This is a genomic window from Methanosarcina sp. 2.H.T.1A.6 (assembly GCF_000979455.1).
GTDB lineage: Archaea > Halobacteriota > Methanosarcinia > Methanosarcinales > Methanosarcinaceae > Methanosarcina.
The window spans coordinates 21,057-43,940 of record NZ_JJOY01000002.1; the positions used below are offsets into that span (position 1 = coordinate 21,057).

18 protein-coding genes and 1 pseudogene are annotated in these 22,884 nt (G+C 39.6%); 13 read left to right on the top strand and 6 right to left on the bottom strand.

Annotation, left to right across the window (positions count from 1 at the left end):
• Nucleotides 1-472 precede the first annotated feature (472 nt).
• From EO98_RS00140 to EO98_RS00165, 6 genes are all read left to right on the top strand, one after another.
• Nucleotides 473-1,927, top strand: coding sequence for an OB-fold nucleic acid binding domain-containing protein (locus tag EO98_RS00140; protein WP_048139535.1), 1,455 nt, complete (start codon nucleotides 473-475; stop codon nucleotides 1,925-1,927).
• A 943-nt stretch (nucleotides 1,928-2,870) separates the two neighbouring features.
• On the top strand, nucleotides 2,871-3,500 hold the full coding sequence (locus EO98_RS00145) for a cyclic nucleotide-binding/CBS domain-containing protein (protein ID WP_048139537.1): 630 nt from the start codon (nucleotides 2,871-2,873) through the stop codon (nucleotides 3,498-3,500).
• Nucleotides 3,501-3,564: 64 nt separating this feature from the next.
• Nucleotides 3,565-4,359: an HPP family protein gene (locus EO98_RS00150; protein ID WP_048139539.1), complete on the top strand. Its 795-nt coding sequence runs from the start codon at nucleotides 3,565-3,567 to the stop codon at nucleotides 4,357-4,359.
• 419 nt (nucleotides 4,360-4,778) lie between these two features.
• Nucleotides 4,779-5,780 (top strand): CBS domain-containing protein, encoded by a 1,002-nt coding sequence (locus EO98_RS00155; RefSeq protein WP_048139541.1) that lies wholly within the window; start codon nucleotides 4,779-4,781, stop codon nucleotides 5,778-5,780.
• A gap of 424 nt (nucleotides 5,781-6,204) precedes the next feature.
• Nucleotides 6,205-7,050 carry a CBS domain-containing protein gene (locus tag EO98_RS00160; protein ID WP_048139543.1) on the top strand — a complete coding sequence of 282 codons (846 nt, stop codon included), beginning with the start codon at nucleotides 6,205-6,207 and terminating at the stop codon, nucleotides 7,048-7,050.
• A gap of 347 nt (nucleotides 7,051-7,397) precedes the next feature.
• A complete protein-coding gene (locus EO98_RS00165; RefSeq protein WP_200895220.1) occupies nucleotides 7,398-8,174 on the top strand; it encodes a CBS domain-containing protein in 777 nt (258 codons plus the stop codon).
• Nucleotides 8,175-8,311: 137 nt separating this feature from the next.
• Here EO98_RS00165 and EO98_RS00170 read toward each other — a convergent pair whose 3' ends face one another.
• On the bottom strand, nucleotides 8,312-9,103 hold the full coding sequence (locus EO98_RS00170) for a TIGR00266 family protein (protein WP_082098411.1): 792 nt from the start codon (nucleotides 9,101-9,103) through the stop codon (nucleotides 8,312-8,314).
• A 184-nt stretch (nucleotides 9,104-9,287) separates the two neighbouring features.
• Between EO98_RS00170 and EO98_RS00175 the strand changes: the two genes are divergently transcribed.
• Entirely contained in the window at nucleotides 9,288-10,460 is a 1,173-nt protein-coding gene (locus tag EO98_RS00175; RefSeq protein ID WP_048133525.1) for an RNA ligase, read from the top strand.
• A gap of 544 nt (nucleotides 10,461-11,004) precedes the next feature.
• Nucleotides 11,005-11,577: a hypothetical protein gene (locus tag EO98_RS00180; protein WP_048139545.1), complete on the top strand. Its 573-nt coding sequence runs from the start codon at nucleotides 11,005-11,007 to the stop codon at nucleotides 11,575-11,577.
• 172 nt (nucleotides 11,578-11,749) lie between these two features.
• Here the strand turns inward: EO98_RS00180 and EO98_RS18955 are convergent, their stop codons facing one another.
• Complete coding sequence (locus EO98_RS18955) at nucleotides 11,750-12,061, bottom strand: hypothetical protein (protein WP_156160963.1); 312 nt, start codon at nucleotides 12,059-12,061, stop codon at nucleotides 11,750-11,752.
• Nucleotides 12,062-12,307: 246 nt separating this feature from the next.
• Here EO98_RS18955 and EO98_RS00190 point away from each other — a divergent pair, with 246 nt between their 5' ends.
• Both EO98_RS00190 and EO98_RS00195 read left to right on the top strand, forming a co-directional pair.
• On the top strand, nucleotides 12,308-13,360 hold the full coding sequence (locus tag EO98_RS00190; RefSeq protein WP_048139549.1) for an elongation factor Tu: 1,053 nt from the start codon (nucleotides 12,308-12,310) through the stop codon (nucleotides 13,358-13,360).
• 42 nt (nucleotides 13,361-13,402) lie between these two features.
• Nucleotides 13,403-13,912, top strand: a complete 510-nt coding sequence (locus EO98_RS00195) for a gamma-glutamylcyclotransferase (RefSeq protein WP_048139551.1) — start codon at nucleotides 13,403-13,405, stop codon at nucleotides 13,910-13,912.
• Between the two features lie 176 nt (nucleotides 13,913-14,088).
• Here EO98_RS00195 and EO98_RS00200 read toward each other — a convergent pair whose 3' ends face one another.
• The 4 genes from EO98_RS00200 to EO98_RS00215 form a co-directional block, all read right to left on the bottom strand.
• The gene (locus tag EO98_RS00200) at nucleotides 14,089-14,862 is read right to left on the bottom strand and encodes a sugar phosphate isomerase/epimerase family protein (protein WP_048139553.1); all 774 of its coding nucleotides are present in this window, start codon (nucleotides 14,860-14,862) and stop codon (nucleotides 14,089-14,091) included.
• A gap of 194 nt (nucleotides 14,863-15,056) precedes the next feature.
• Nucleotides 15,057-15,536, bottom strand: a complete 480-nt coding sequence (locus tag EO98_RS00205; protein WP_048139555.1) for an RNA-binding domain-containing protein — start codon at nucleotides 15,534-15,536, stop codon at nucleotides 15,057-15,059.
• A 186-nt stretch (nucleotides 15,537-15,722) separates the two neighbouring features.
• A complete protein-coding gene (locus EO98_RS00210; RefSeq protein WP_048139557.1) occupies nucleotides 15,723-16,283 on the bottom strand; it encodes a dephospho-CoA kinase in 561 nt (186 codons plus the stop codon).
• A gap of 543 nt (nucleotides 16,284-16,826) precedes the next feature.
• Nucleotides 16,827-18,071 (bottom strand): ORC1-type DNA replication protein, encoded by a 1,245-nt coding sequence (locus EO98_RS00215; RefSeq protein ID WP_048139559.1) that lies wholly within the window; start codon nucleotides 18,069-18,071, stop codon nucleotides 16,827-16,829.
• A gap of 1,790 nt (nucleotides 18,072-19,861) precedes the next feature.
• Here EO98_RS00215 and EO98_RS19475 point away from each other — a divergent pair.
• The 3 genes and pseudogenes from EO98_RS19475 to EO98_RS19350 all read left to right on the top strand — a co-directional run.
• A pseudogene (locus EO98_RS19475) lies at nucleotides 19,862-19,945 on the top strand (pentapeptide repeat-containing protein); the annotation flags it as partial.
• A 152-nt stretch (nucleotides 19,946-20,097) separates the two neighbouring features.
• Nucleotides 20,098-21,627: a sodium/proline symporter PutP gene (gene putP, locus EO98_RS00220; protein ID WP_048139561.1), complete on the top strand. Its 1,530-nt coding sequence runs from the start codon at nucleotides 20,098-20,100 to the stop codon at nucleotides 21,625-21,627.
• 271 nt (nucleotides 21,628-21,898) lie between these two features.
• A complete protein-coding gene (locus EO98_RS19350; protein WP_255350245.1) occupies nucleotides 21,899-22,030 on the top strand; it encodes a hypothetical protein in 132 nt (43 codons plus the stop codon).
• The last annotated feature ends 854 nt before the right edge of the window (nucleotides 22,031-22,884 follow it).

A 22,884-nucleotide genomic window follows, 5' to 3' on the forward strand; every position in this document is an offset into this window, starting at 1 on the left:
GCCACTCACTCAAAAGAATCACTCTCAAGATACTCGCCCAGCACACAAGATAATCTCATACCTAATATTGAATACTTTCACCCTGCATACAGTAGCCTTTAGTAAGACACTTTACATACCGTATCAAGAGCTCTTTAAAAAGATAACCAAAAAAGGAAAAAGACTTACCAAATAATATTTAATTTTTAGGGATATTCTTATTATGCATTAATGAAAGGACGTATAGAACCTGGTGATTTCTCATATGAAATTGGAAGATATTTTATCTTAAGTTTGAAAATATTTGTTCTGAATTTTCACCTCAAGCTTTCACCTGAAATATATCAGATTTCCAAAAAGCTTCACATCTCAAAATAACACTAATAAGAACTGTCTTTCAGGGACAAACACCTGATATTTAAGGCAAGAATACATATCGAAGAAAAGAACCACCAAACACTGAAGGTAAGTATTAAACATTCAAGGGAGTACCATGACCGATATTGATACTATTTATAAGAAGCTCAGCCATGTCATCAGTAGAGAGGATTTCCTGCAGCGCACACAGGAAAAGGTCGAGAATATGGGAGGGCTTTGTGATGAGGCGATGGCTGCCATGCTGGTTGCCAATGAACTGGGATTCTCGGATGCAGGCATGGACAGCGTGAAAATAGAAAATATTACACCCGAGAGCGGACCTGTTAATTTTATTGCAAGAATTGTTTCGGTTTTTGATATCAAGGAGTTTACCCGGAACGACGGTACTATAGGTAGAGTTGGAAATCTGATCGTCGGAGACGAAACCGGAAAAGTAAAGTTAACCCTGTGGGACAATATGGCAGACCTGATTAAAAACGGAAAAATAACGGTAGGGCAAACCGTTCAGGTCAGTGGCTATGCAAAGCAGGGCTATTCCGGAGTGGAAGTTAACATCGGCAATAATGGAGTCCTGACCGAAAGTGAAGAGGAAGTTGATGTTGCTTCGAGCAACCAGAATATAAAGGACATAAAAGACGGAATGGGAGACCTAAACCTTACTGGAAAGGTGCTGGAGGTTTCCGAAGTCAAGACTTTCCAGCGCAAAGACGGCAGCAGCGGGAGAGTTGGAAACCTGATGATTGGGGATTCCACAGGCACACTCAGAGTAACTCTCTGGGACGAAAAAACCGATTTTCTTGACGAGATTGAGTACGGGGACACTGTTGAACTGATCAATGCTTACGCCCGTGAAAATGCCTTTACGCAGAAAGTGGAGCTGCAAATAGGAAACAGGAGCATAATCAGGAAAAGCGAAAAGGAAATCGAATATAAAGAAGAGTTTACCCCTGTTGAAGACATAAAAGCTGACATGAATAATATCAATATTTCAGGAAGGATACTTGATATCTCAGAAGTCAGAACTTTCGAGAAAAAAGACGGCTCCGCCGGCAGGGTTGGAAACATCCTTCTGGGCGATTCCACAGGCAAAATCAGGCTTACACTCTGGGACGAAAAAACCGATTTTCTTGACGAGATTGAATTCGATGAAACCGTGGAAGTTCTCAATGCTTATTCCCGGGAAAACACTTTCAGCCAGCAGGTGGAACTCAGCCTGGGAGCCAGAGGAATAATTCAAAGAAGTGAAAAAAAGGTTGAGTACAGGGAGAAATTTACTGACATTACCGACATTATCCCGGGAGAAAGTTATTCTGTCCAGGGAAAAGTTTCCGAAATCGGAGAACTAAGAGAATTTGAGAAGGAAGACGGAACCGAAAGTGTGGTCGCAAACCTGCAGCTTAAGGACGAAACAGGCAGTATCCGGCTAACTCTCTGGGGAGAACAGGCCTATGTGATAGAGGACCTGGATATCGACTCCGAGATCCAGATCATTGACGCTTATGCCAAGTATGGGTTGAACGAAGAAATGGAACTTAGCGTTGGGAACAGAAGTAGAGTGATTATTCTCTGATCACTCCAATTTTTAACTGTATTTAACTGTTTTTAACTGTTTTTAACTATGGTTGACTAGGGTTAGCTATATTTAATGATTTGTAACTATTTATAACTATTTTTAACTATTTATTTATGTATAGATATTCTTTGTTGAATAATTATCAGCTTCTATTTGGTTTTATTCATTTCAGTTTTTGTCTGGATTTTACTAAATTTTGTCTGAATTTTTATTTTACCTTTTATCCAGTTTTTGCATTTTTACTTACGATCTAATTTCTATTTTCTCTGTTTTACTCTTTACACAAACTATTAGCAATTTTAAATCCGGAAATTTGCGGATAAAAAGTGAGAAAATGGGTTCCAGTGGAAATGCAGGGGTCTGAAAAATTTCCTGTGAAAAAAATCAATAGCATTATAAATATAATTCAGAATAAGTTATTCTGTTTAAAGCTTTTTTCCAAGATAGATTTCTCTTCTGCTACTTCCCCCTGATATTTTTTCAAGAAGCCTCGATAATTATCATTCGGAGCAAAAAGTTCCAGTGGAAATGTGGGGGTTATGAAAAAAATTCCTGCCGGAATTTCTTAAACCTTTCGTGAAGAAATCGATGGCTTCAGCCTCAAAACCGGTTCCTGCACCAACTTTATGAAAATTCTGATCTTTACAAAAAAAAGAAATGCCGTTATCATTATGTACTATTGACTCGTATATATTAAGTGTTATAAAAAGGTCTTAGAAGTGCGGGAAAGACCTTTAAAAGGAAACGCGCCTGAAGAAATATTTGAACGGAAAGCTTACCGGAACACCGGCTTTTCAGGATTTCACTCCAGATCGGTATAAAAGGGGAAGTTTAAAGGGGTCTGGAATATTTTTCCATAGGAAATTGAAAACCTGGAGATTTTAATAGTGAGTTTGTCGGGGTTTGGGATGCTGAAAGAATAAAGGGGGAGCGGCAGTTAATGGTTGATGAACCTGAAGGGGAACCAGGTACTGATATTCACAACAGAGAAATTGAGAGGGAGGTCTCGGTTGCTGAAGTGATGAATAAAACAGTCATCACAATGGACATTAACACAGATATTCCTGCCATTGCAAGGGAAATGGTCAAACACGATGTCGGAAGCGTAATTATTACAGAAAACGAAAAGGCCATGGGGATCATAACTGAAAGGGACCTTGTGAAGGGTATCGTTACAGAGGACAGAAAACCAGGTGAAGTAAATGCAAGCAAAATCCTCTCCACCCCACTGTTAACCGTGGAACCTGAGACAAGTGTAATAAAAGCTTCCGAAATTATGTTGAAAGCCAATATTAAAAGGCTACCAGTCCTGGAAAACGGTACAATAATAGGAGTGGTTTCAAATACAGATATTCTGATGGTAACACCCGGACTCAGTACCATACTCAAGGATCTTATTGATATGAACCGGGAAGCTCTCCTCTCCGTTCCTTCAATTGGGGAGATTGAAGAAGACTTCAGTACAGGAATATGTGAATCCTGTTCTTATCATTCAGTAGACCTGAAATTAGTGGACGGCAGATACTTATGCGAAAACTGTCGGCAAGCAGAAGGGGAGAGTTACGAATGAATCACGAGCTTGAAATCTCGACTTTCAAATTATCTGTCTTAACGAAAGCGAAGGAAGGTAAACTATGAACGTCAGCGAGATTATGACAGTGGGAGCTGTAAGTGTCAAAGAAGGGGATTTCATAACTCATGCCCGTCAACTGATGCGTGATTACTTACTTCGAGGTCTTGTTGTTGTTGATGAGGGAAACAGGCTTGTGGGAATGCTGAATGATCAGGATATCATGAGGATTACGTCCACGCGCTCGGATGTCACGGTGGGTGGATATGCAAGGCAATCCCCGACAGTCACTCCGGATATGGATGTTGTGAAAGCAGCAAAATTGATGGTACAATCGAAACAGAACAGGGTTCCGGTTGTCAAATCAACAACAGACCATACGGTTGTAGGTGTCCTGAGTGACGTTGATATTCTCAAAAAAGTGGAACTTCCCAGAAGTGTTTCGAAGACCATAGAAACGGTTATGACAAAAAAAGTCGAAACCTGTTTGCCGGATGAAAGGGTCTCCAAGATTTGGAACTATATGATAGAGACAGATTATACTGGTATTCCAGTAGTTTCAAAGAAAGGCGATCCCATCGGAATGATAACAAGAAGGGATATAATTAAATCAGGCATTTTGAGGAGGTCCGTAGAAGACGAACGGGCAACAAGGCCAAACGAAAGCCCTAAAGTTGAAAAGATTATGTCAACTCCTGCATATACCCTTTCAGAGAACGATTCCGTTAAGAGTGCGATTGAAATGATTATTCGGCATGATATCGGAAGAGTTACTGTAGTAAATGAGCAGGGTAAAATATCCGGAATCGTTGACAGGCAGGACCTCCTTGGATCCCTCGCCAACGTGTGGTCTGAGTAATCCTTAAGCAGAGAGCCGATAATCTAAATGTCTTTAATGACATTTTAACCCTTTTAAGAAAGAAGTGTCCAGTGGAATAGCAAAACCTGTCACATAACTGATCACAAATTACGTCAACTGCCCGCTAAACCTAAAGATTTAACGGGTTTCCTGCTGAAGGTTTATGAAAGGTAATAGACAGGTTCTCGCGCAAAAGGATTATAATGATTAAAGATTATAATTAATGAAGAGTACAGATTGACAAACAAAAGTAAGTGTTCAGAAAGATTCGAGAGAAGGTTGCTTTAAGGTTTGTTTGTTTCCAATAGTTAACCATGAGTCTACTAAAATATGAATTGGGCTCAAGGAATAAATTCCTGCAAAATGCGGGTAGAGGAAAAACGGAAGATGAAAAAAGCAATTAACTGCAACTCGATTCGGTGATCCTATTGAACAAAAATAAGACATTTGTACCAGTCGAAAAAATGAATGTTCAGCCAAACCTGAACAAGTCAGGCAAAAAAGCGCAACAGAAAGACTCGCACATGGTCAGCAGCATGGGCACAATGAGAATAGGCCCAAGTTTCAAGTCCCGCATTGCGGAACATGAAGGAAGAATTCTTGCCCTGGCAACAAGGAACGTAGTAACCCTCCCTCCCACTGCAACCATCATGGACGCAGTTAGGATTATGACTGAAAGAAGATTCAGGCGTATTCCGATCACAGACGCAGGAACAGGAAGACTGGAAGGCGTCGTTACTTCTGTTGATATCATCGATTTCCTAGGAGGCGGCAGTAGGAACCTTCTTGTCGAAAACCGTTTCAAAGGCAACCTTTTGGCTGCAATAAACGAAGAAGTACGACAGATTATGGAAACTGATGTTGCGTACATCGATGACCAGGCAGATTTTAAAGATGCCGTTACAACAATGCTTGAAAGGAGGACCGGAGGCCTGCCAATAGTAAATGATGAAATGCAGGTCGTCGCAATCTTTACCGAAAGAAATGCCGTGGAACTGATGGGGGGGATTGTGACAAACAAAACTGTTGATGAATATATGAGCAAAAATGTCACAATGGTAACAACAGATACGCCCATAGGACATGCAGCAAAAGTAATGGTACAGAACAGATTCCGAAGACTTCCTGTAGTAAAGGACGGAATCTTTGCGGGAATAGTCACTGCCTCCGATATTGTCCATTTCCTTGGAAGAGGGGATGCATTCAGCAAATTGACAACAGGAAATATTCATGAGGCTCTGGACCAGCCTGTAGGCTCTATTGTTTCAAAAGAACTGATCTGGACCAGCCCTGGCACAGATATGGGAAAAGCTATGGAAATCATGCTCGAGAAAAAGATAGGCTCACTTCCGATTCTGGAAGATGGAATGCTGCGCGGTATTATTACAGAGAGCGATTTCCTGAGAGGGTTTGACTTTTAAACAGGGGTTTTGAAATAAAACTTCTGCTAAACCGAAACAGAGCTAAATAAGCCAGACTGAAAAATAAGCCAGACTGAAAAATAAACCAGACTGAAGCCCGGAAAAGATATGAAAAAAGATACGGGCTCTATTTAAAGGGTTTGGAAAAGGAGGCAAACTTCTTGGCTGGGCAGACCAGAATAAACTCTGTATTCTGGATTTTCTGAGATCTCGGAGCGTAGCTGGTCTTAAAATAGAGATTCGGAAGATGCCTTCTAACTGCCCGATACTTCCCAATTAATCTGTGCTTCTACAAGGCTTACAGGAAATAGGCAGAAGTCATGTGAAATATCGAGATTTATAGCTGAAAATTGTAAAGTTTACGTTTAATTCAAAAACTATAATTGTTAATACTTATATATTGTAAAAATGAAGGAGGTATTTCATGAATGTGGCGGACATCATGAGTTCACCTGTGTACATTGTAAATGTAGATGAACCCGTGTCATATGCAAGAAATCTGATGTTAAGGCACAAAATCAGTACGTTGCTTGTCCTGAACGAGGACAAGATGGTGGGAATTGTCACGAAATCAGATATAGGAAACCGCCTGGCTCAAGCCGAACCTCTCTGGAGGAGAAGGCCGATAGACCAGATCCCTATAAAGCTGCTGATGACAGAATCCGTAATCACCATCTATCCCGAAGCCTCCATTTCCCAGGCAGCCGCCTTAATGCTTGAGAACGGAGTGCATGACATTCCGGTGGTAAAAAACAATATTGTAGGTATTGTCACCAGGACAGATATCGTGCGCTATGTTGCTGAACATTCGGAAGAAATAGATACAAGGATCCCAAAACTGATGACGGAAGATGTCGTTTCTGTTCACAGGCACCACACAATCAACCATGTGATAGACGAAATGAACAAAAACGAGATCGAAAGAGTGATCGTTAAAGACGATGCAGGAAAACCTGTGGGAATAATCTCAAAAAGAAGCCTTGCCTTAAACCTCTTAACTGATAACGAAGGCAAACTTTCAACAAAAAGCATCAAGCTGGCCCGGAAGTCTTCGCCCGGAGGTCAGAAAACTTACAGATATGTAAAAGAAGTGCCTTTAACAGCGGAAGACATCATGGTTTCTCCAATAATATCCATTGATGTAAATGAGAAAATTAGCGCTGCTGCAAAACAATTGATTGAAGATGAGGTAACGGCCCTGCCTGTCAGCGATGGTGAAGAAATAGTAGGAATAATTAGCAGGACCGACATTATGAAATCCGTGCTCTGAAAAGTGGATTGAGAAATAGAATCCAGTAAAAAATTGAACACAAAAGAGAGCAAAGTACCTTTAAAAAGTAAGAAGTAATAAACTATAGTAACTAACTATAGTACCAAACTATAGTACCAAACTATAGCACCTTTAAAAAGATAAGAAGTAACTAACTATAACAGTAAGTTCACGAAAGCACATATGGTACGGAGGTATGTACGGCAAAAAAGGAACAGAAAAGGATGGCTGAAAGCAAAAGAAGGATGCGAAACAGAAATTTAGAAAAACAGATGCATTAAGGTCTGTAAAAACGAAAGTTGCGAAAAATTGAAACTAAAACTCTGGATACGCATGAGGTGAAATGCATGCAAGTTAAAGACATAATGGTACAACCACACAAGATTGATAAGTCAGACACCATATCTCACGCCCTTGATCTCATGGAAAAAAAGGATACAAAGCGCCTGCTGGTAGTGCATGACAACCAGGTGCTCGGTGTATTAACCATGAGAAGTCTGACAGAGCAACTCGGAACTCGCAGGAAACTGAGCAAACCTGCATCCTCTTTGCATGTTGCAACAGCCGTATCCGACAACTTTGTAAGGGTTTTGCCAGATACCGATGTTAAAGATGCCCTCACCCTGATTAAAAAGAACGGCGGCGTGATCATTGTTACTGATAATGGAAACGCAATGGGCTGGGTGACCCCACAGGAATTTATGAAAGCAAACCGTTTCACAGGCTTCGCCGGGGAAGTTATGGAAAAAAACCCGATCACTGTCAGCCCCTCAGACCGTGTAAGCCACGCCAGACACCTTATCCTTGATGAGGATGTGGGAAGACTGCCGGTAATTGAAAATGGAAAGCTTGTAGGAATTGTTGCAGAAGATGACATCGCTTTTGCGATGCGCTCTTTCAGGGACCTGGTAGCTGACAACCAGCAGGACTCCAGAATCAAAAATCTGCTTGTTGGAGACATTATGACCCGCAGTGTAGTCAGTGTGTACACCAACACCCCCCTTTCAGATGCAGTTAATACCATGCTGGAACACAATGTCGGAGGTGTCCCTGTCCTTAATCTGGAAGAAGAACTGGTTGGTTTCCTCGCACGCAGGAATGTAGTAAACACAATCCAGGAATAAAATCTTAGATAGAAAAAAGAGAGGGAAAGAAAAAGGTCTGCCCCTTGAGGGACAGGCCTTCCTGATCTTTTAATATTTCCTGTTTTATCCGTGATCAGTTTTCGCTTACCTGCGGCTACTTAGCATTTATTTCTGTTTTAGAATGACCTGTCTCCTCCAAGAAGACCGCCGAGGATGTCACTTCCACCAATACCGGTCTGTTCTCCCCTATGCTGATGGGAAGCTGAAGCTGCATAGATTCTGTCAGCAAGGCGCGAGAAGGGCAGGCTCTGCATGTACACAGTACCGGGACCTGTTAGGGTAGCAAGGACAACCCCTTCCCCGCCAAATAGGGCATTTTTAAAGTCTTTTGACCAGGTTATATCGTAACTCACTGTTTCAGTAAAAGCTGCTACACAGCCCGTGTCAACGTGGTAAGTCTCGCCTACAGCCAGATCTTTTTTTATCACTGTGCCTCCGATATGGACAAAGGCCAGGCCGTTACCTCGCAGCCTCTGAAGAATGAAACCCTCGCCACCGAAAAGCCCTGCTCCGAGCTTGCGGGTGAAAGCTACTTCCACTTCTATTCCACGGGCAGCACAGAGAAAAGCATCCTTCTGGCAGAGAATGCTGCCTCCAAACTTGCCAAGGTCAAGGGGGAGAATCTTGCCCGGATACGGAGCCGCAAAGGCCACATGCCCTTTTCCGGAACCTTTGTGTGTAAAGCTTGTAATAAAGAAACTCTCCCCTGTCAGGGCTCTTTTCAGTCCCTTCTTCAAACCTCCCAGGAGCCCGCCGCCTTCATTGCCCATACTTGTCTGCATCTGGATTCCGGGCCCCATATACGCCATAGCCCCAGCCTCTGCCTGAACAGCCTCGCCTGGGTCAAGCTCAATTTCAACGATCTGCATGTCGTTGCCAATAATCTCGTAGTCGATATCGTCAGCCATTTTGTAGTCTCCTGGCTTACATTAAAATTTAAGTACGGAAGAGATAAGAAGCTGCATACTTAAAAAGATTTTTGAGAGATTGGCTTATTCTTTACAAACCAGCTGATTTCTTATAGCCTGACCTGTCCTGAAACTCACTCTGGGAATGATAACTTATTTCATGCCTGAACACAGATAAACAAATATGAATAAAGGGGAAAATGGGGAAATTGATCCTGACTTTGTTGCTCGACTGGTTGACTACCTGGAGTTTGATGAAGGGAGAGTTCAACACCTTTTTGAAAAAAATTATCTTGCCAGGAATTGGGGAAAGCATGACTACCTTTTCCGCTTCGACAAAGAGATTTCACGTATAGAAAGGGGAACAGTGCTTTACGAAAAAGATGATTCGTTTGAAGTAATTATGGGTTTTCCTAAGATCCGGAGAGCCATGGTACTGGACCCCACGCTTAAAAAACATTTCAGTGGGCTTGAAAAGGTAACTGTTGAAGAAAAAATGAACGGGTATAATGTCAGGGTAGCAAACGTAAAAGGCGAGATCCTGGCAATCACCCGGAGCGGCTATGTCTGCCCTTACACGACTGAAAGGGCAAAAGAGAAGCTTGACCTGAGATTTTTTGACGACTTTCCTGAGCTTGTACTTTATGGAGAGATGCTGGGTCCTGACAATCCTTATGTTCCAAAAGAAATCTATGGTATCGAATCCGTGGAGTTCTACATCTTCGATATCCGAGAGAAGAATAGCGGCAACCCTCTTTCCATAGCAAGAAAACATGAAATTCTGGAAAAATACGACTTTCTGCAAGTTCGATACTTCGGAGAAATTCCCCTGCAGACAGCCGCAGAAGAAATTGCTAAAATCATCCGGGCACTTGGGGAAAAAGAGCACGAAGGTGTGGTGATAAAGGACCCTGAAATGGTTCTTGCCCCCCTGAAATATACTTCATCCCAGAGTAACTGCTCTGATCTCAGGCATGCCTTCAAGTTCTACAATGAAACGGGCAGGGACTATATGCTCTCCAGAATTGTTAGAGAAGGTTTCCAGACGGTAGAATGGGATGAAAATGAAGCCGATTTCAAAAAGCGCTTTATGCAGCTTGGGGAAAGCATCCTTAACCCTCTAAGAGAGTCAATCCGGAGTGTAAAGAATGGTCAGAGGCTCTATGAGGAAGCCAGAATCAGGGTAAAGGACCTTAAAACCGCCGCAGAATTTGAAAATTATCTGAAAAGGCTTGGAATTGATGCAATTTTTGAAGAACCGCAACCGATAGGAAACGAGTATCTGATAATTATTAAAAAAATAAATAAGAGCACCAATGATAAAACTCAGGCGATCTGGGAAGGAGAGGTCTGGTGACAGTGTTCACCTGTCCATAAAACCTATTTTTGGCTTTCTTGATTGATTTTTTCTTTTTTCTGCTTGTTTTTCTTGATTGATTTTCTTGGGAACAGTGCGAAAAGAAATATATTACAGTATATTTTAGCTCTAAAGGCAATATATATTTTCTTGCCTTTTCCGTAAAAAGATCTTTTTAATAAGCATAAATATTTATTGGTAACTAAATCTTATTTTTAGAAGGTGTCATAACTGAAAGAATATTTTCCAATAAACATCGTGGTTACATATTGTAAATTACTATAAGAATTACTAATTCTAGAATTCTTATCGGAGATTTGCTGTTAGATTATGATGCGCTAAAATCCTTTAAATATTACTACGCGGCAAATTCAAAAATTGAATTAATATGTATTGTAAAAACCTCTTTCAGCCTATAGTCCCAAAGCTTTATTCTTCAAGCAGATATAGGGTAGCTGATTATCGTAAATAGAAAAAATAGATATATGCAAAGTGACAACTGACTTCAATATATTTTTATTTTTATCTTTTAGTTGGTGATTAATTGGCTACAAAAATATATGATCGGTCTGAAATGCGCGAATACTTGCATAAATGGGGGAATCAACGAGAGCAGAAATCTGAAAGAGGTGAGAGATTATGGGAACGAGCGGTTGATAAAAAAGAGAGGTTAGTTCAGACTTACGTTGTATTATATAGCTTGTTAATTACTTGTGGTAGAATTAATCTTACTGATAATGTTCCGACTGTTGCTGTTCGTTATTTTTTCCCATTTTTAGTTGTCGTACTTATTTATTATATGATACTTTCTAGAATGACTTATGATGAAATGTACGATGATAAATCCCCTTGGTATGCTTTTTATCTAATTTTTATGGAGTTCTGTTCTATTTTTACTTCATATTTTTTGAGTTATGCTGTTATTTCTTATTTAGTAATGATTAGTTTTACAGATCCAAAGTTTAGTTTTTATTATTCCGGTATTGGTTTTTATTCCTTGGTTTTCATTTTGTTTTTTGTCATTTTTCGCACACTTTCTGTACTAATTTTCAATACCTTATTTATGACTATTGATTTGATTACTTGGCTTTATAATTATGTTTTTAGGGCATCCTGATTTATTTTTGAATTTGGCGATTATAATGTCATATAAAACAGTATTAGCAAAGAAAAAGCATAATTCATCAAACCCCTGTCAATTATTCTATATATGCCTAGAGTGATCTTATCCACGGTAAAAAGAAAAGAAGAGAATCAAATTTCTTAATGTAAGGCTTCGCCCCCTGACTTTATACGCAATTACCCTGTACGCGTCGGAAGGCAGACAGGCTCTTAGACCGGATTGAAAGATCTGATAATTTCTGATCCTGTAAGTGCTTTCGGAATCCGATAAGATAAGATTTTATTTTCCTCTGTCTCATCAATTTACCCGATTTTATTTCGTCTTTTGTTTCAATTAACAGATCTGAAGGTGTCTTTCCAGACCAATCTGTGAAATTTTGCATCGCCTGAAGGTAAAGCTTTTTAGTATTAATAGCAGGATTAAGTGTGTCAATCCAGTCTACAATTAAAGGATCATTCACTAATTCACTTACTTTCAATTTAAACCCCTCATAACTGTATATCTTCCTTTTAGTAGTAAAAGATTGAAGTATATTAATACCAGTGACAGATACAAAGTTAGCGAAAGCCATAGTCTAAACAGTGCAGCTTTAAAGAGAGTTGCGAATTTCAAAAATCTGTTGCCTGAGAAACATTAAGGTTCAATTAATCCTTACATTCAACACAAATTCAAAGTGTCTGGAAAGACTCCATACATAGCATTGATTCAGAAAAGGGGACTCACAATGGTAAACGTTGCAATTATAGGGACAGAAAAAAGTGGCAGGACTTCCCTTGCCGCAAACCTCGGGAAAAAAGGAACAGTTTCCGATATAACGATGTACAACAACGCTAAGGAAGGCAAGAATATGGTTTTCGTGGACGCAAACAGCTATCCGAAAACCTTGAAATCCCTTGTCACAGTACTGAATATTTCCGATATAGCAGTCCTGTGCATCCCTCCTCAGGGTCTGGACGCCCATACCGGAGAATGTATCATTGCACTGGACCTGCTCGGTTTTAAACATGGAATTATTGCCCTGACAAAGTCGGACAGCACCAACATGCATGCAGTTGACGAATTTAAGGCAAAACTAAAGGTAATCACTGCAGGAACCGCACTCCAGAACTGGGAATGTATCTCCCTGAACACAAACAAAAGCGCAAAGAATCCCTTTGAAGGCGTGGACGACCTTAAAGCTATAATTAATGAGATGGCAGAGAAAATAGAAGTCGAACATGCAGAACTTAACAGCCTACCTGCAAGAATCTTCATAGACCACGCTTTCAATGTGATGGGCAAAGGATGTGTTGTTCTTGGAGTTGTCAAGCAGGGAATCTCAAAGGAAAAAGATAAAACCAAAATATTTCCACTGGACAGGGAAATAGAAATTAAATCAATCCAGAGCCACGATGTGGATATAACTGAAGCCCCGACAGGCACAAGAGTTGGCATGCGCCTGAAAAATGTCCAGGCCAAAGATATAGAAAGAGGCTTCATCATTTCTGATAAAGAAAACATAACCACTGACTACGTTCTGGAATGTGCGATCTCAAAATTCACGAAAAAGATAGAGCCAGAAAGTGTGCTTCACCTCTTTGTGGGACTTCAGTCCGAACCTGTGCGCGTTGAGAAAATCCTGGTTGACGGAAAGGAAGCAAAGGAAGCAAAGCCAGGCACTACCTGCGTGCTGGAACTTTCGGGAAACAAAAAGGTTGCCTACAGCAAAGAAGACCGTTTCCTGCTTGCAAACCTTGACCTTACCCAGCGATTTGCAGCTTACGGCTTTTCAAAATAAGTTTGAGATTAAGTTTAAGACCGAGTTTAAAAGGGATATGCCATGGAAAACGGCTCAGGGGAATACATAACCTCAGAGAAGGACAAAACCCTTTACGGGAACACCTTCCACCGAAACATCTGCTGGCAGCGCTCATACGAAAGGGCGGAAGGCGAAGAGATCGTAATGGCACTTTACGGCAGCCTGCGAAACGGGCTATACAACAGCCGGCGCTTTGATCTCCAGAACAGGTCGGAATTCCTTGGGACTACAAAAGTCAGCGGATATGCACTCTACTCTCTGGGCCCTTATCCCGGAATATATCCCTCTGAAGGCTGCTCGGTGGTTGCAGAGGTTCGCAGGTTTTCCGGAAAACAGCTTGAAATTGCAAAATCCATTGATTATATGGAGCTTTTCGGGGGGTACCACAGAGAATATGTGGACCTTGAAATCGAAAATCAGAAAATTAGGGGTTTTATCTATGTCTACGATGAAAAACCCGAAGCTGAAATAATAGGGCATGGAGATTGGACCCATTACCTTAAAGAGAAAGAACTGAAAGAGAAGAACTGAAAAAGGAATGAAAGAGAAGAACTGAAAAAGAAATGAGGCAAAAATTAAAGAGAAAATTAAGCAAAAATTAAAGAGAAAATTAGGCAAAAATTAAAGAGAAAATTAGGCAAAAATTAAAGAGAAATGGCGGTAAGAGCTGAGAAGAAAAGGCGACAAGTAAAAAAGCCACAGGGAACTCATAGCTTTCTTAAGAACTCGAGGCTTTTGATCCCTTCTTCGACTGAAGCCATTTCGGTAACAAAAATTCCCTTATAGTTTGAGAGCTTCTCCATAACCTGTTTCCAGTTTACAGTACCCTCTCCGAGAGGGAGATGTTCATCTTTTTTGCCCATATTGTCATGGATGTGAACATGGGATATCCTCTCTCCCAGTTGATCCAGAAATTCGTCTACAAGCCCCACGGTGTTGGCATGCCCTACATCGAAGGTGAACCCCACGTTGTGGCTCCCGACAGCATCGAACATTTCCTGCATTTCATCAGGATATTTGCCAAAAATCTTTGGTAAGTCAGGCATATTCTCAACAGCCACAAGGATCCCGAAATCTGCTGCAAAATCGCATAATTCCCGGATAGAGGCAAGGTTTGTCATATAGGCTTGCTGCGGAACCTGTACCCCATAAGGTGAGAGATATCCGGGATGTACCACAGCCAGATTGACATAGTTCGAGGCAAGGGCAAGGTAGTTCTTCATCTGCCTGAGGACTTCTGCACGGATTGAGTCATTAAGGCCTGCGAGGTTCATATCAGAAAAAGGCAAATGCAGGGTAAGTTCCAGGCTGGTGGTATCATAAATATTCTTCAGGTTCTGAAAGGTCTTGCTGTTCAGGCACTGGGATCCTTCCTGTACGATCTCCCAGCCAGTATACCCATGGTCTTCGAGCGTGTATGCCCATTTAAAAGGATCTTCAACGACCGCACGCGATGAAAAACTGATTCTATCCAGCTGCATGGTGACAATTCATCCTTTTTACTTCGTCTCTTCTAATTCGTCCTTTTCAATTCAGCCCTTTTTAAATAATCCCTTTTACTACATCCCTTATTAACATAAACTTGGGGCGGGAATTGAAATATAATTAACTAAACTTCGTAATTAACTAAACTTCGTAATTAACTAAACTTCGTAATTAACTAAACTTCGAGATTTCAGCCCCTTTCCACATAGTCCATTCCCACTTCAACAACCGGCACCCCTTCTTCGGTGAGAGGTAAGAGCCACTCAAAGAGCCTTTCCATCTCCTCAGGAGAGTCTGCCCTGATAACGACTTTAATGGCTCCCAGAGACCCTTCTTCAGCAGGAACACTTGGAACTCCGACAAAAGCGGCTTGCTTGTTGAGCAAAAAACGAACTAAAAGCCCTTCCCGGGATAATCCTTTATTGAAAGCCTTGTTGCGGAGACTGTCTATAATTTTTTCCCTGCGAATAAGTCCGTGCAAATTTAACAGGAGATCAAGTCCCCCCTCTCCGGTAAGGAGAAAAGAAGGAGAAACTTCTTTTTCGGATTCCGTTGAGTCAATAGTTTCTTTTTGAAGATCTATTCCCGTAAAAAGAACTGAAATGGCTTTAATGACCTTTTCAAGGTCTTCCGTAGGATATACAGGTGCTGAAATCTTTACACTGATCATAAATTTACTCCACTATAATCTCAATATGATTGTTCCGGAAAGTATTCAGTTGAATTGCATTTTCGACACTGTTCAACAGAAATGACTTACTATCTTCAGAGAAGTTAGTCTATCGAATCTGTTCTTAAAACGTTATTTTCCGGGTTTATTCTTGAACATTATCCTGTCAGATTTGTTCTTGAAATGTTATTTTTCCGGGCGTGATCCTGAATAGTTCCCCAAAACCTCAACAACATCTTTTCTGAAGGCTTCAAGAGTGGAATTGTTTTCGATTTCCACATTAGAGGCTTCTATAGCTTCCCCCATGCCCCAGCTGAGTTCTCGTTCGTCTCTGTGGCGAAGGCCTTCGATACTGTTCATATCATCGCTTCTGCCTCTCTTCTGGACCCTGGAAAATCGAATTTCAATGGGAGCATAAATGGAAACCAGTACAAAACCTTTTCCGAATTCCTGCCTGAAGCACTCCACTTCTGCAATCCCGCGCACACCATCAACAACTACAAGTTCCGAGCCTGTTTCCCTGATCTGAGAAACGCAGCGCCTGGAAACAGCATCCATGCCCTCACACTTGCGAAGATCCGTTGCAACCATTCCGGTATTGGAATCATTAGGTTCAAGCCCACGTTTCAGTACTTCCTTCCGGATCACATCACCCATAATAATAACAGGAATACCCATCTCAGCAGCAATCCTGGAAGCTTCGGATTTTCCCGAAGCTGGCATGCCTACAAACGCTATTATCTTCATCAAAAATTACCTTTTAAACCTGAATCATTAGATTTGAGTTATAAGATTGAACTATAAATTTGAGTAGAAACCTCAATAGAAATCTCAATTAGAATCTCAATTAGAATCTCAATAGAAATACGAGTTAGTAAATTAGAATAATTAACTCTGATAGAAACTTGAATAGTATGAAACTGGAATAGTATGGAACTGGAATAATATGGGAACTTGAATAATATAGATCTATATGACATATTAAATGATATATTAATTATGATATGCTCCTAGTCAAACCACAGGATCATATATATTATTTCCTGAAAAACTGAAGATATTTTCTAAAAGATTGAGGGAAAAGCTTCTGTAAAGAAAATTGTGGGAAAAATTTTTTCCGTAATAAACCAGGAAAATCAAAAGGAAGTGTCTTTGTGAGTACATTTTAAGAACGAGTTAAAGGAGCAGGATAAAAAAGCAGGATTTTTGAATGCATTAAGAATAAGTTAAGATTGCCTTAAGAATATATGGAAAAGCCAGAAAGGCCGGATAAGGAAGATAATCCGGACTTTATGAGAACATCTTGCTGAAGACTGAGGCTTTGAAATCTACAAGAGGTTTGAGCCTGTAATCTTCAAGAAGTACTTTGCGAGTATTTTCCACAGGAACGCTCAACGAAATTTCTTTTGTCCTTCCGTAACGGCCCTTGCTTACTACCACGGCATTCACTATGCCCAGCATGTCAAGTTCTGACATAAGGTCGGTGACCCTGCGCTGGGTAAGGATATCCACGTCAATATGATGACAGAGCTGGCGGTAGACATTATACATCTCACCGGTTGTGATGTTCTTGCCTTCTCTTCCCCGATTCCTGAGCAGGATGATGCTGTAAAGCACAAGCTTGGACTGGGTAGGGAGAGTCCGCACGACTTCTACTACACGGTCGATTTCGATCTTCTCCTGCGCACGCCTTACATGTTCTTCGAGAACTTGCGGCTGGTTTTCTCTCTCTGCAATTTCTCCTGAAACACGCAGAAGGTCAAGTGCCCGGCGGGCATCACCGTGTTCCTGGGCTGCAAAGGCTGCACAGAGCGGGATTACCATTTCGCCCAGCACTCCGTCGTTGTAAGCCATTTTTGCCCTTTGCTTCAGGATATCGCTGATCTGCTCGGCATCATAAGGCGGAAAGATCAGTTCCTCTTCGCCCAGGGAACTTTTGACTCTGGGGTCCAGAAACTCTGTAAATTTGAGGTCGTTGGAAACCCCAATCATGCTGACCTTGGCTTTTTTGAGGTCGGTATTGATTCTTGAAAGGTTGTAGAGGACATCATCACCTTTCTTAATCAGCTTGTCAATTTCGTCCAGAATGATGATAATAACCTGATCTCTTGCATCGATTGCTTCCTTAAATTTCATGAAGACCTGATCCGTGGGCCACCCGGTCATAGGGACCTCTTCTTCGAAATGCCTGGCAAGGTTTGCAAGAAGCCTGTACTGAGTATCGATTACCTCACAGTTAATATAAACAACAGAGCAGAAAACGGACTTGTCTTCACTTACCCTTTCAAGTTCCTTTCCTACATATCTTGTCACTGCAGTCTTTCCTGTCCCTGTTTTCCCGTAAATGAGGACATTGGAAGGGGTCTCTCCCCTGAGTGCAGAAACCAGGATAGTTGCAAGACTGTTTATCTGTTCGTTCCTGTGTAATAACAGGTCCGGTGTATAAGAAGGACGAAGAACCTCTTTGTTTTTAAAAATTGATTTTCCATCAAGTAATTTTTCGAATAAGCCGTCTAATGATTGAGCTTTTATCATGAATGACCCTCTCGTATAAAAATTATAATATACAGATGCAACGGATTAAGATGGATTATATGTACGGTTTATATGTACGGTTTAATACACAGATAGAGTATGCAAAGTTAAGAATTAATTAAAGAAGGTAAGGAGTTTCTGCACGCTTTATGAGTTCATACACGCCTTTTTCCTTTTTTAATTTTAAATTTTCAGTTTTATTATTACAGTTCCATATTTTAATCTTGATTTTTGAGTTCCATTTTCAGTCTTAATTTTTGAACTATAATTTTTTTAGTTTTAAGTCGTTGAGCTATAATTTTTTTAGTTTTAAGTTCTATTTTTCAGTCCCAATTATTAGGTCAAGTTTAAATGATTGAAAATCCTGATTAAGGAATCATATCACTGATTTTCCATGGATACAGATGAGAGAGAAAACTGTAAACATTTAAATCCAGACTTTGAAAGAGTTTTTGAACCATTTTCATTATTACGAAGTTAGTATATTGAAAACTCAGAACACTATCCAGACAGAATATATCAGACAGAATATATCAGACAGAATATATTAGACTAAATATGTTCAGACATAATATCACCCAGACATGGAAAAGATATATGTAAAGGCGTAATTGTTAATTTTCAAAGTGTCTGTCCCTCTTGATTCTCAGTAATTCTTGAAACCTGGTTTGTTGTTTTGTATAATTTTGATAAGTCAAACCTTATGGATGAGAGATTCACAAAGGGGAGATGGATAGATAAATGCATGTTTCTTAAAGTTAATGCCTGAATTTTTTATTTTCAACATGCAGGGGATAAACTGGAGAGTGAGTTACGCACTTTAAATCATCTCTTAAGCCCTGATAGAACCTGTAATCGGGATATTCTTTACCCAAAATTTTAGATGAAATTTATATATAAACATTTGATTTCAAAGTATATCTGCAGTAGATGCAATGGAAGCACACGGTATTAATAGTTATGGTAAAGCGCCCTGCATTTCCAATGGAACTACTATTAACCTTAAAGACGCCGGGAATAAATCGCCACCAACAAACTAAGTTTTAAAAAAATGAGAGAGTTGTAATTCCAGAACCCCCGAAGGTCAAATTTAAATCCCCTTTTTCGCATGGAAGAATATAGGAAAATTTTGAACCCCTTTACTTCCAATGAATGATAAAAAATATTTAGCACAAAATAATAATGTGAGGGAAACAAACAGCCATACTAAAACGAAAGTGGATGTGTTAAAAATAAAAACAGTTTTGATGTAAATAAGATCGTCGATAACAAAACTGTTGCTTAAGAAATAAATACAGTCTAACTGAAAATAAGGGACATACATCAAAAGTAACCATATTTAGGGAGTGTAAATACATAAAAATTGGCTATGTGTATGTAGCAACTTATAAATATTATTCAAATAGCATGTTTTTCAAAGTCCTATTGTTTTTTAAAGATTTATTAGTAGAATTGTAGATTGATTTTTAGAATTGTTGATTGGTTTTTAGAATTGTTGATTTAATAATTTTTTACTGCAATTTCACTTATCGACTCAAGCTAAAAAAGAATTTTTGAAAATAAATCGAAAATGGTAATACTTTCTACAATTTTTTCCAACGCGCCGAAATAAAACGAACCGTTTATAATGTCTGGATAACAAAACAGTATTATAAAACTGCTATGAATTATTGCCCATAGAATAAATAGCATAAAATAAAATTGTGTTATAAATAATATACTTCTCTGAAAATAGCTACCGACAGAATCACTGTAACTAGCAAATTTACAGATGAAAGTAACTTAGTGGAAGTAATCTTAGTGGAAGTAATCTGAGCGAAAGTAATCTTAGTGGAAGTAATCTGAGCGAAAGTAACGTTAACTGTAAAAAATGACTTATCTACAGCTATTAGGACAGAGATCTGTAAGATAATGGAACCTGTGAAAACACAGGATATTTGTTAGATATAAGAAGCTTACAAGAAATTTACTAAAAAACTGGAGTTCACTAAAAAACTGGAGTTTACTAAAAAACTGGAGTTAAATAATGGTATCAGATAATTTTAGTATTGTACTTGTTTTCGCAGTATATCTGCTTTTTATGATCGCCATCGGAGTTCTCTATTATCGGAAAACGGAGAATCTTGCGGATTATATTTTAGGAGGAAGAAAGCTAAACAGCTGGGTTACTGCGCTGAGTTCGCAGGCGTCGGATATGAGCGGCTGGTTGCTAATGGGATTGCCGGGATATGCTTACCTGTCAGGAATGGAATCTATTTGGGTAGGAGTGGGTCTAGCTGCTGGAACTTACCTGAACTGGAAATTCGTTGCAAAAAAATTGCGCCAATATACCCAGATTGCAGGAGATTCCATTACCATTCCTGTATACTTTGAAAACAGGTTCAGAGACAAAAGCCATGCTTTGAGAATTATCTCATCCATTCTGATTCTGGTCTTTTTCCTGCTTTACACTTCCTCAGGACTTGTAGCAGGTGGAAAGCTTTTCAATACTGTTTTTGAAATTCCATATCAGCAATCTCTTCTTATCGGCGCACTGGTAATTATTAGCTACACATTTCTTGGAGGTTTCATGGCTGTCTGCTGGACTGACTTTTTCCAGGGCATGCTAATGGTCTGCGCCATTGTTTTCGTGCCCCTTGCAGCCTTAAAGGGAATGGGAGGTTATGAGTCGACTGTAAGCCTGATTAAAAGTATAGATCCGCAGCTGCTTAACCCCTGGACTGCTCTTTCTGGAGGTTCAATTCCCCTTATCTCAAACCTGGCCTGGGGCCTGGGATACTTTGGTATGCCGCATATCCTGGTCCGTTTTATGGCCATAGAATCTCCTGACAAAATAAAGCAGGCAAGAATTATTGCAATGGTCTGGGTTATTATCTCTCTGTTCTTTGCTGTAGCAGGCGGGATAATCGGAAGAGCTTACCTCTATCCTGAGTTTCTTGGAGAAGCGGGAAGCGAAACTATCTTTATGGTGATGGTAAACAGTACGTTTACTCCTATTATTGCAGGAATTCTCCTTGCGGCTATCCTTGCAGCTATTATGAGTACTGCTGATTCCCAGCTTCTTGTGGCTGCTTCTGCCTTTACCGAAGATATCTACAGGATAATAGTAAAAAGGGATGCAGGAGAAAAAGAGCTCGTCTGGATGGGCAGGCTTGCAGTTATTGGAATTTCAGCAATTGCTTATCTAATAGCAAGAGATCCGAATAACTCGGTTATGGGTCTGGTCTCATATGCCTGGGCAGGATTTGGAGCTGCCTTTGGGCCTGTTATCCTCTTCTCTCTTTTCTGGAGAAAAACAACCAGAAATGGAGCGCTCGGAGGAATGATTGTCGGCGGTCTCGTCGTTATCGTCTGGAAGCAGCTCTCAGGTGGAATTTTTGACATATATGAAATTGTCCCTGGCTTCGTCCTCTCATGCATAACAATCTACCTCCTCAGTATTCTGGATAAGAAAGGTCCTGCAGAAGAAATCCTCAAAGAATTCGACCGCGTAAACCATATAAATCTCCATGGAAATACTGTTCACAAAGAAGATATTGGACCTCTCGAAACCTGACCTGAGCAAAAGATATGAGAAAAATTTCCCTTGATCCCGGAACTGCTTCTCAATTCATACGTTATAAAATACCCCCGCCAGCTTGCTGGCGGTGTCTCTTCCCCCATAAAAAAAGGAAGGGCATGAAAAAGAGTGGAATAATTTTCAGGGCATTTTATTCTATTTTAATTTTGTCTTGTTTGTATTCCTACCAACTGTTTTTTTATCGCTTTTAATTTTTATCTTTCCTTCCATTTTATCCTCTATTTTTTTACTCTAAAAGACCAGACTGATGTCAGAAGATAAAAACACAGAAGATAAAAACACAGAAGATAAAAACACAGAAGATAAAAACACAGAAGATAAAAACACAGAAGATAAAAGCGATCCAAGATGGCTATTATGGCCATTATGGCCATTATGATGATTATGGCTGTAAGGGACAAAATTTAGGATTTCGAGACTTTAGAATTTTGAGCTAACTATTATTGATTTCTTTGGCATGAAAGTACTTTATTTGAAAATACTATGATTTGAAAAGTACTATGATTTCTTTTTGCCTGTTATTTGAATAATTTCATGTTTTTTACTAAAAAACATAAATGAAGTAAAGACTGACAATCAAAAGATTAAAACTTCAAATTGAAGTTTGCAAAAACGAGATTTTGAAGATTAAACTTTAGGATTTTTAGGATTTTAGTAATTTTAGGATTTTAGTAATTTTAGGATTTAAATATTTACTTTTAGTATTTGGTTTCCAGATTAAGATATAAAGTTACGTTTTTTGAAAGATTAAGGTTAAAATTTAGGTTTTAGATTGGAATGTAAAAAACTAAAGTTTCGTCGAAGTTTTGAAATTAAAATTTCACTTGAATTTCAAGATTGATTTATTCTGGAGGAGTCTTATTGGTTATATGAAATATTGAACTGATAGAATAAGATATTTTCAAGACCCCTTTATTTCCATTGGAATGTATATATACCCCCCGGACCCCATTGTTTCCACTGAAACGTGTTTGGGATTTGCTGGAACAAAATAAAATATAATTTTATTTTGATAAGGGAACAAAATAATGTTGTTTTGTTATAACATTAAATGTATATATACTTTGTTATGAATATGTAAAAATTCGGACTTAAAATACATAAAATAGTTTTAATTATAGAATTTAAATAAATATATTATTTTAAACACGTTTATATAAATATCTCTGGCAAAACATGTTATTCCAACTCTCAACATCCTCTCCAGTAGAAATGAAGGGGTCCCTCTCAAAC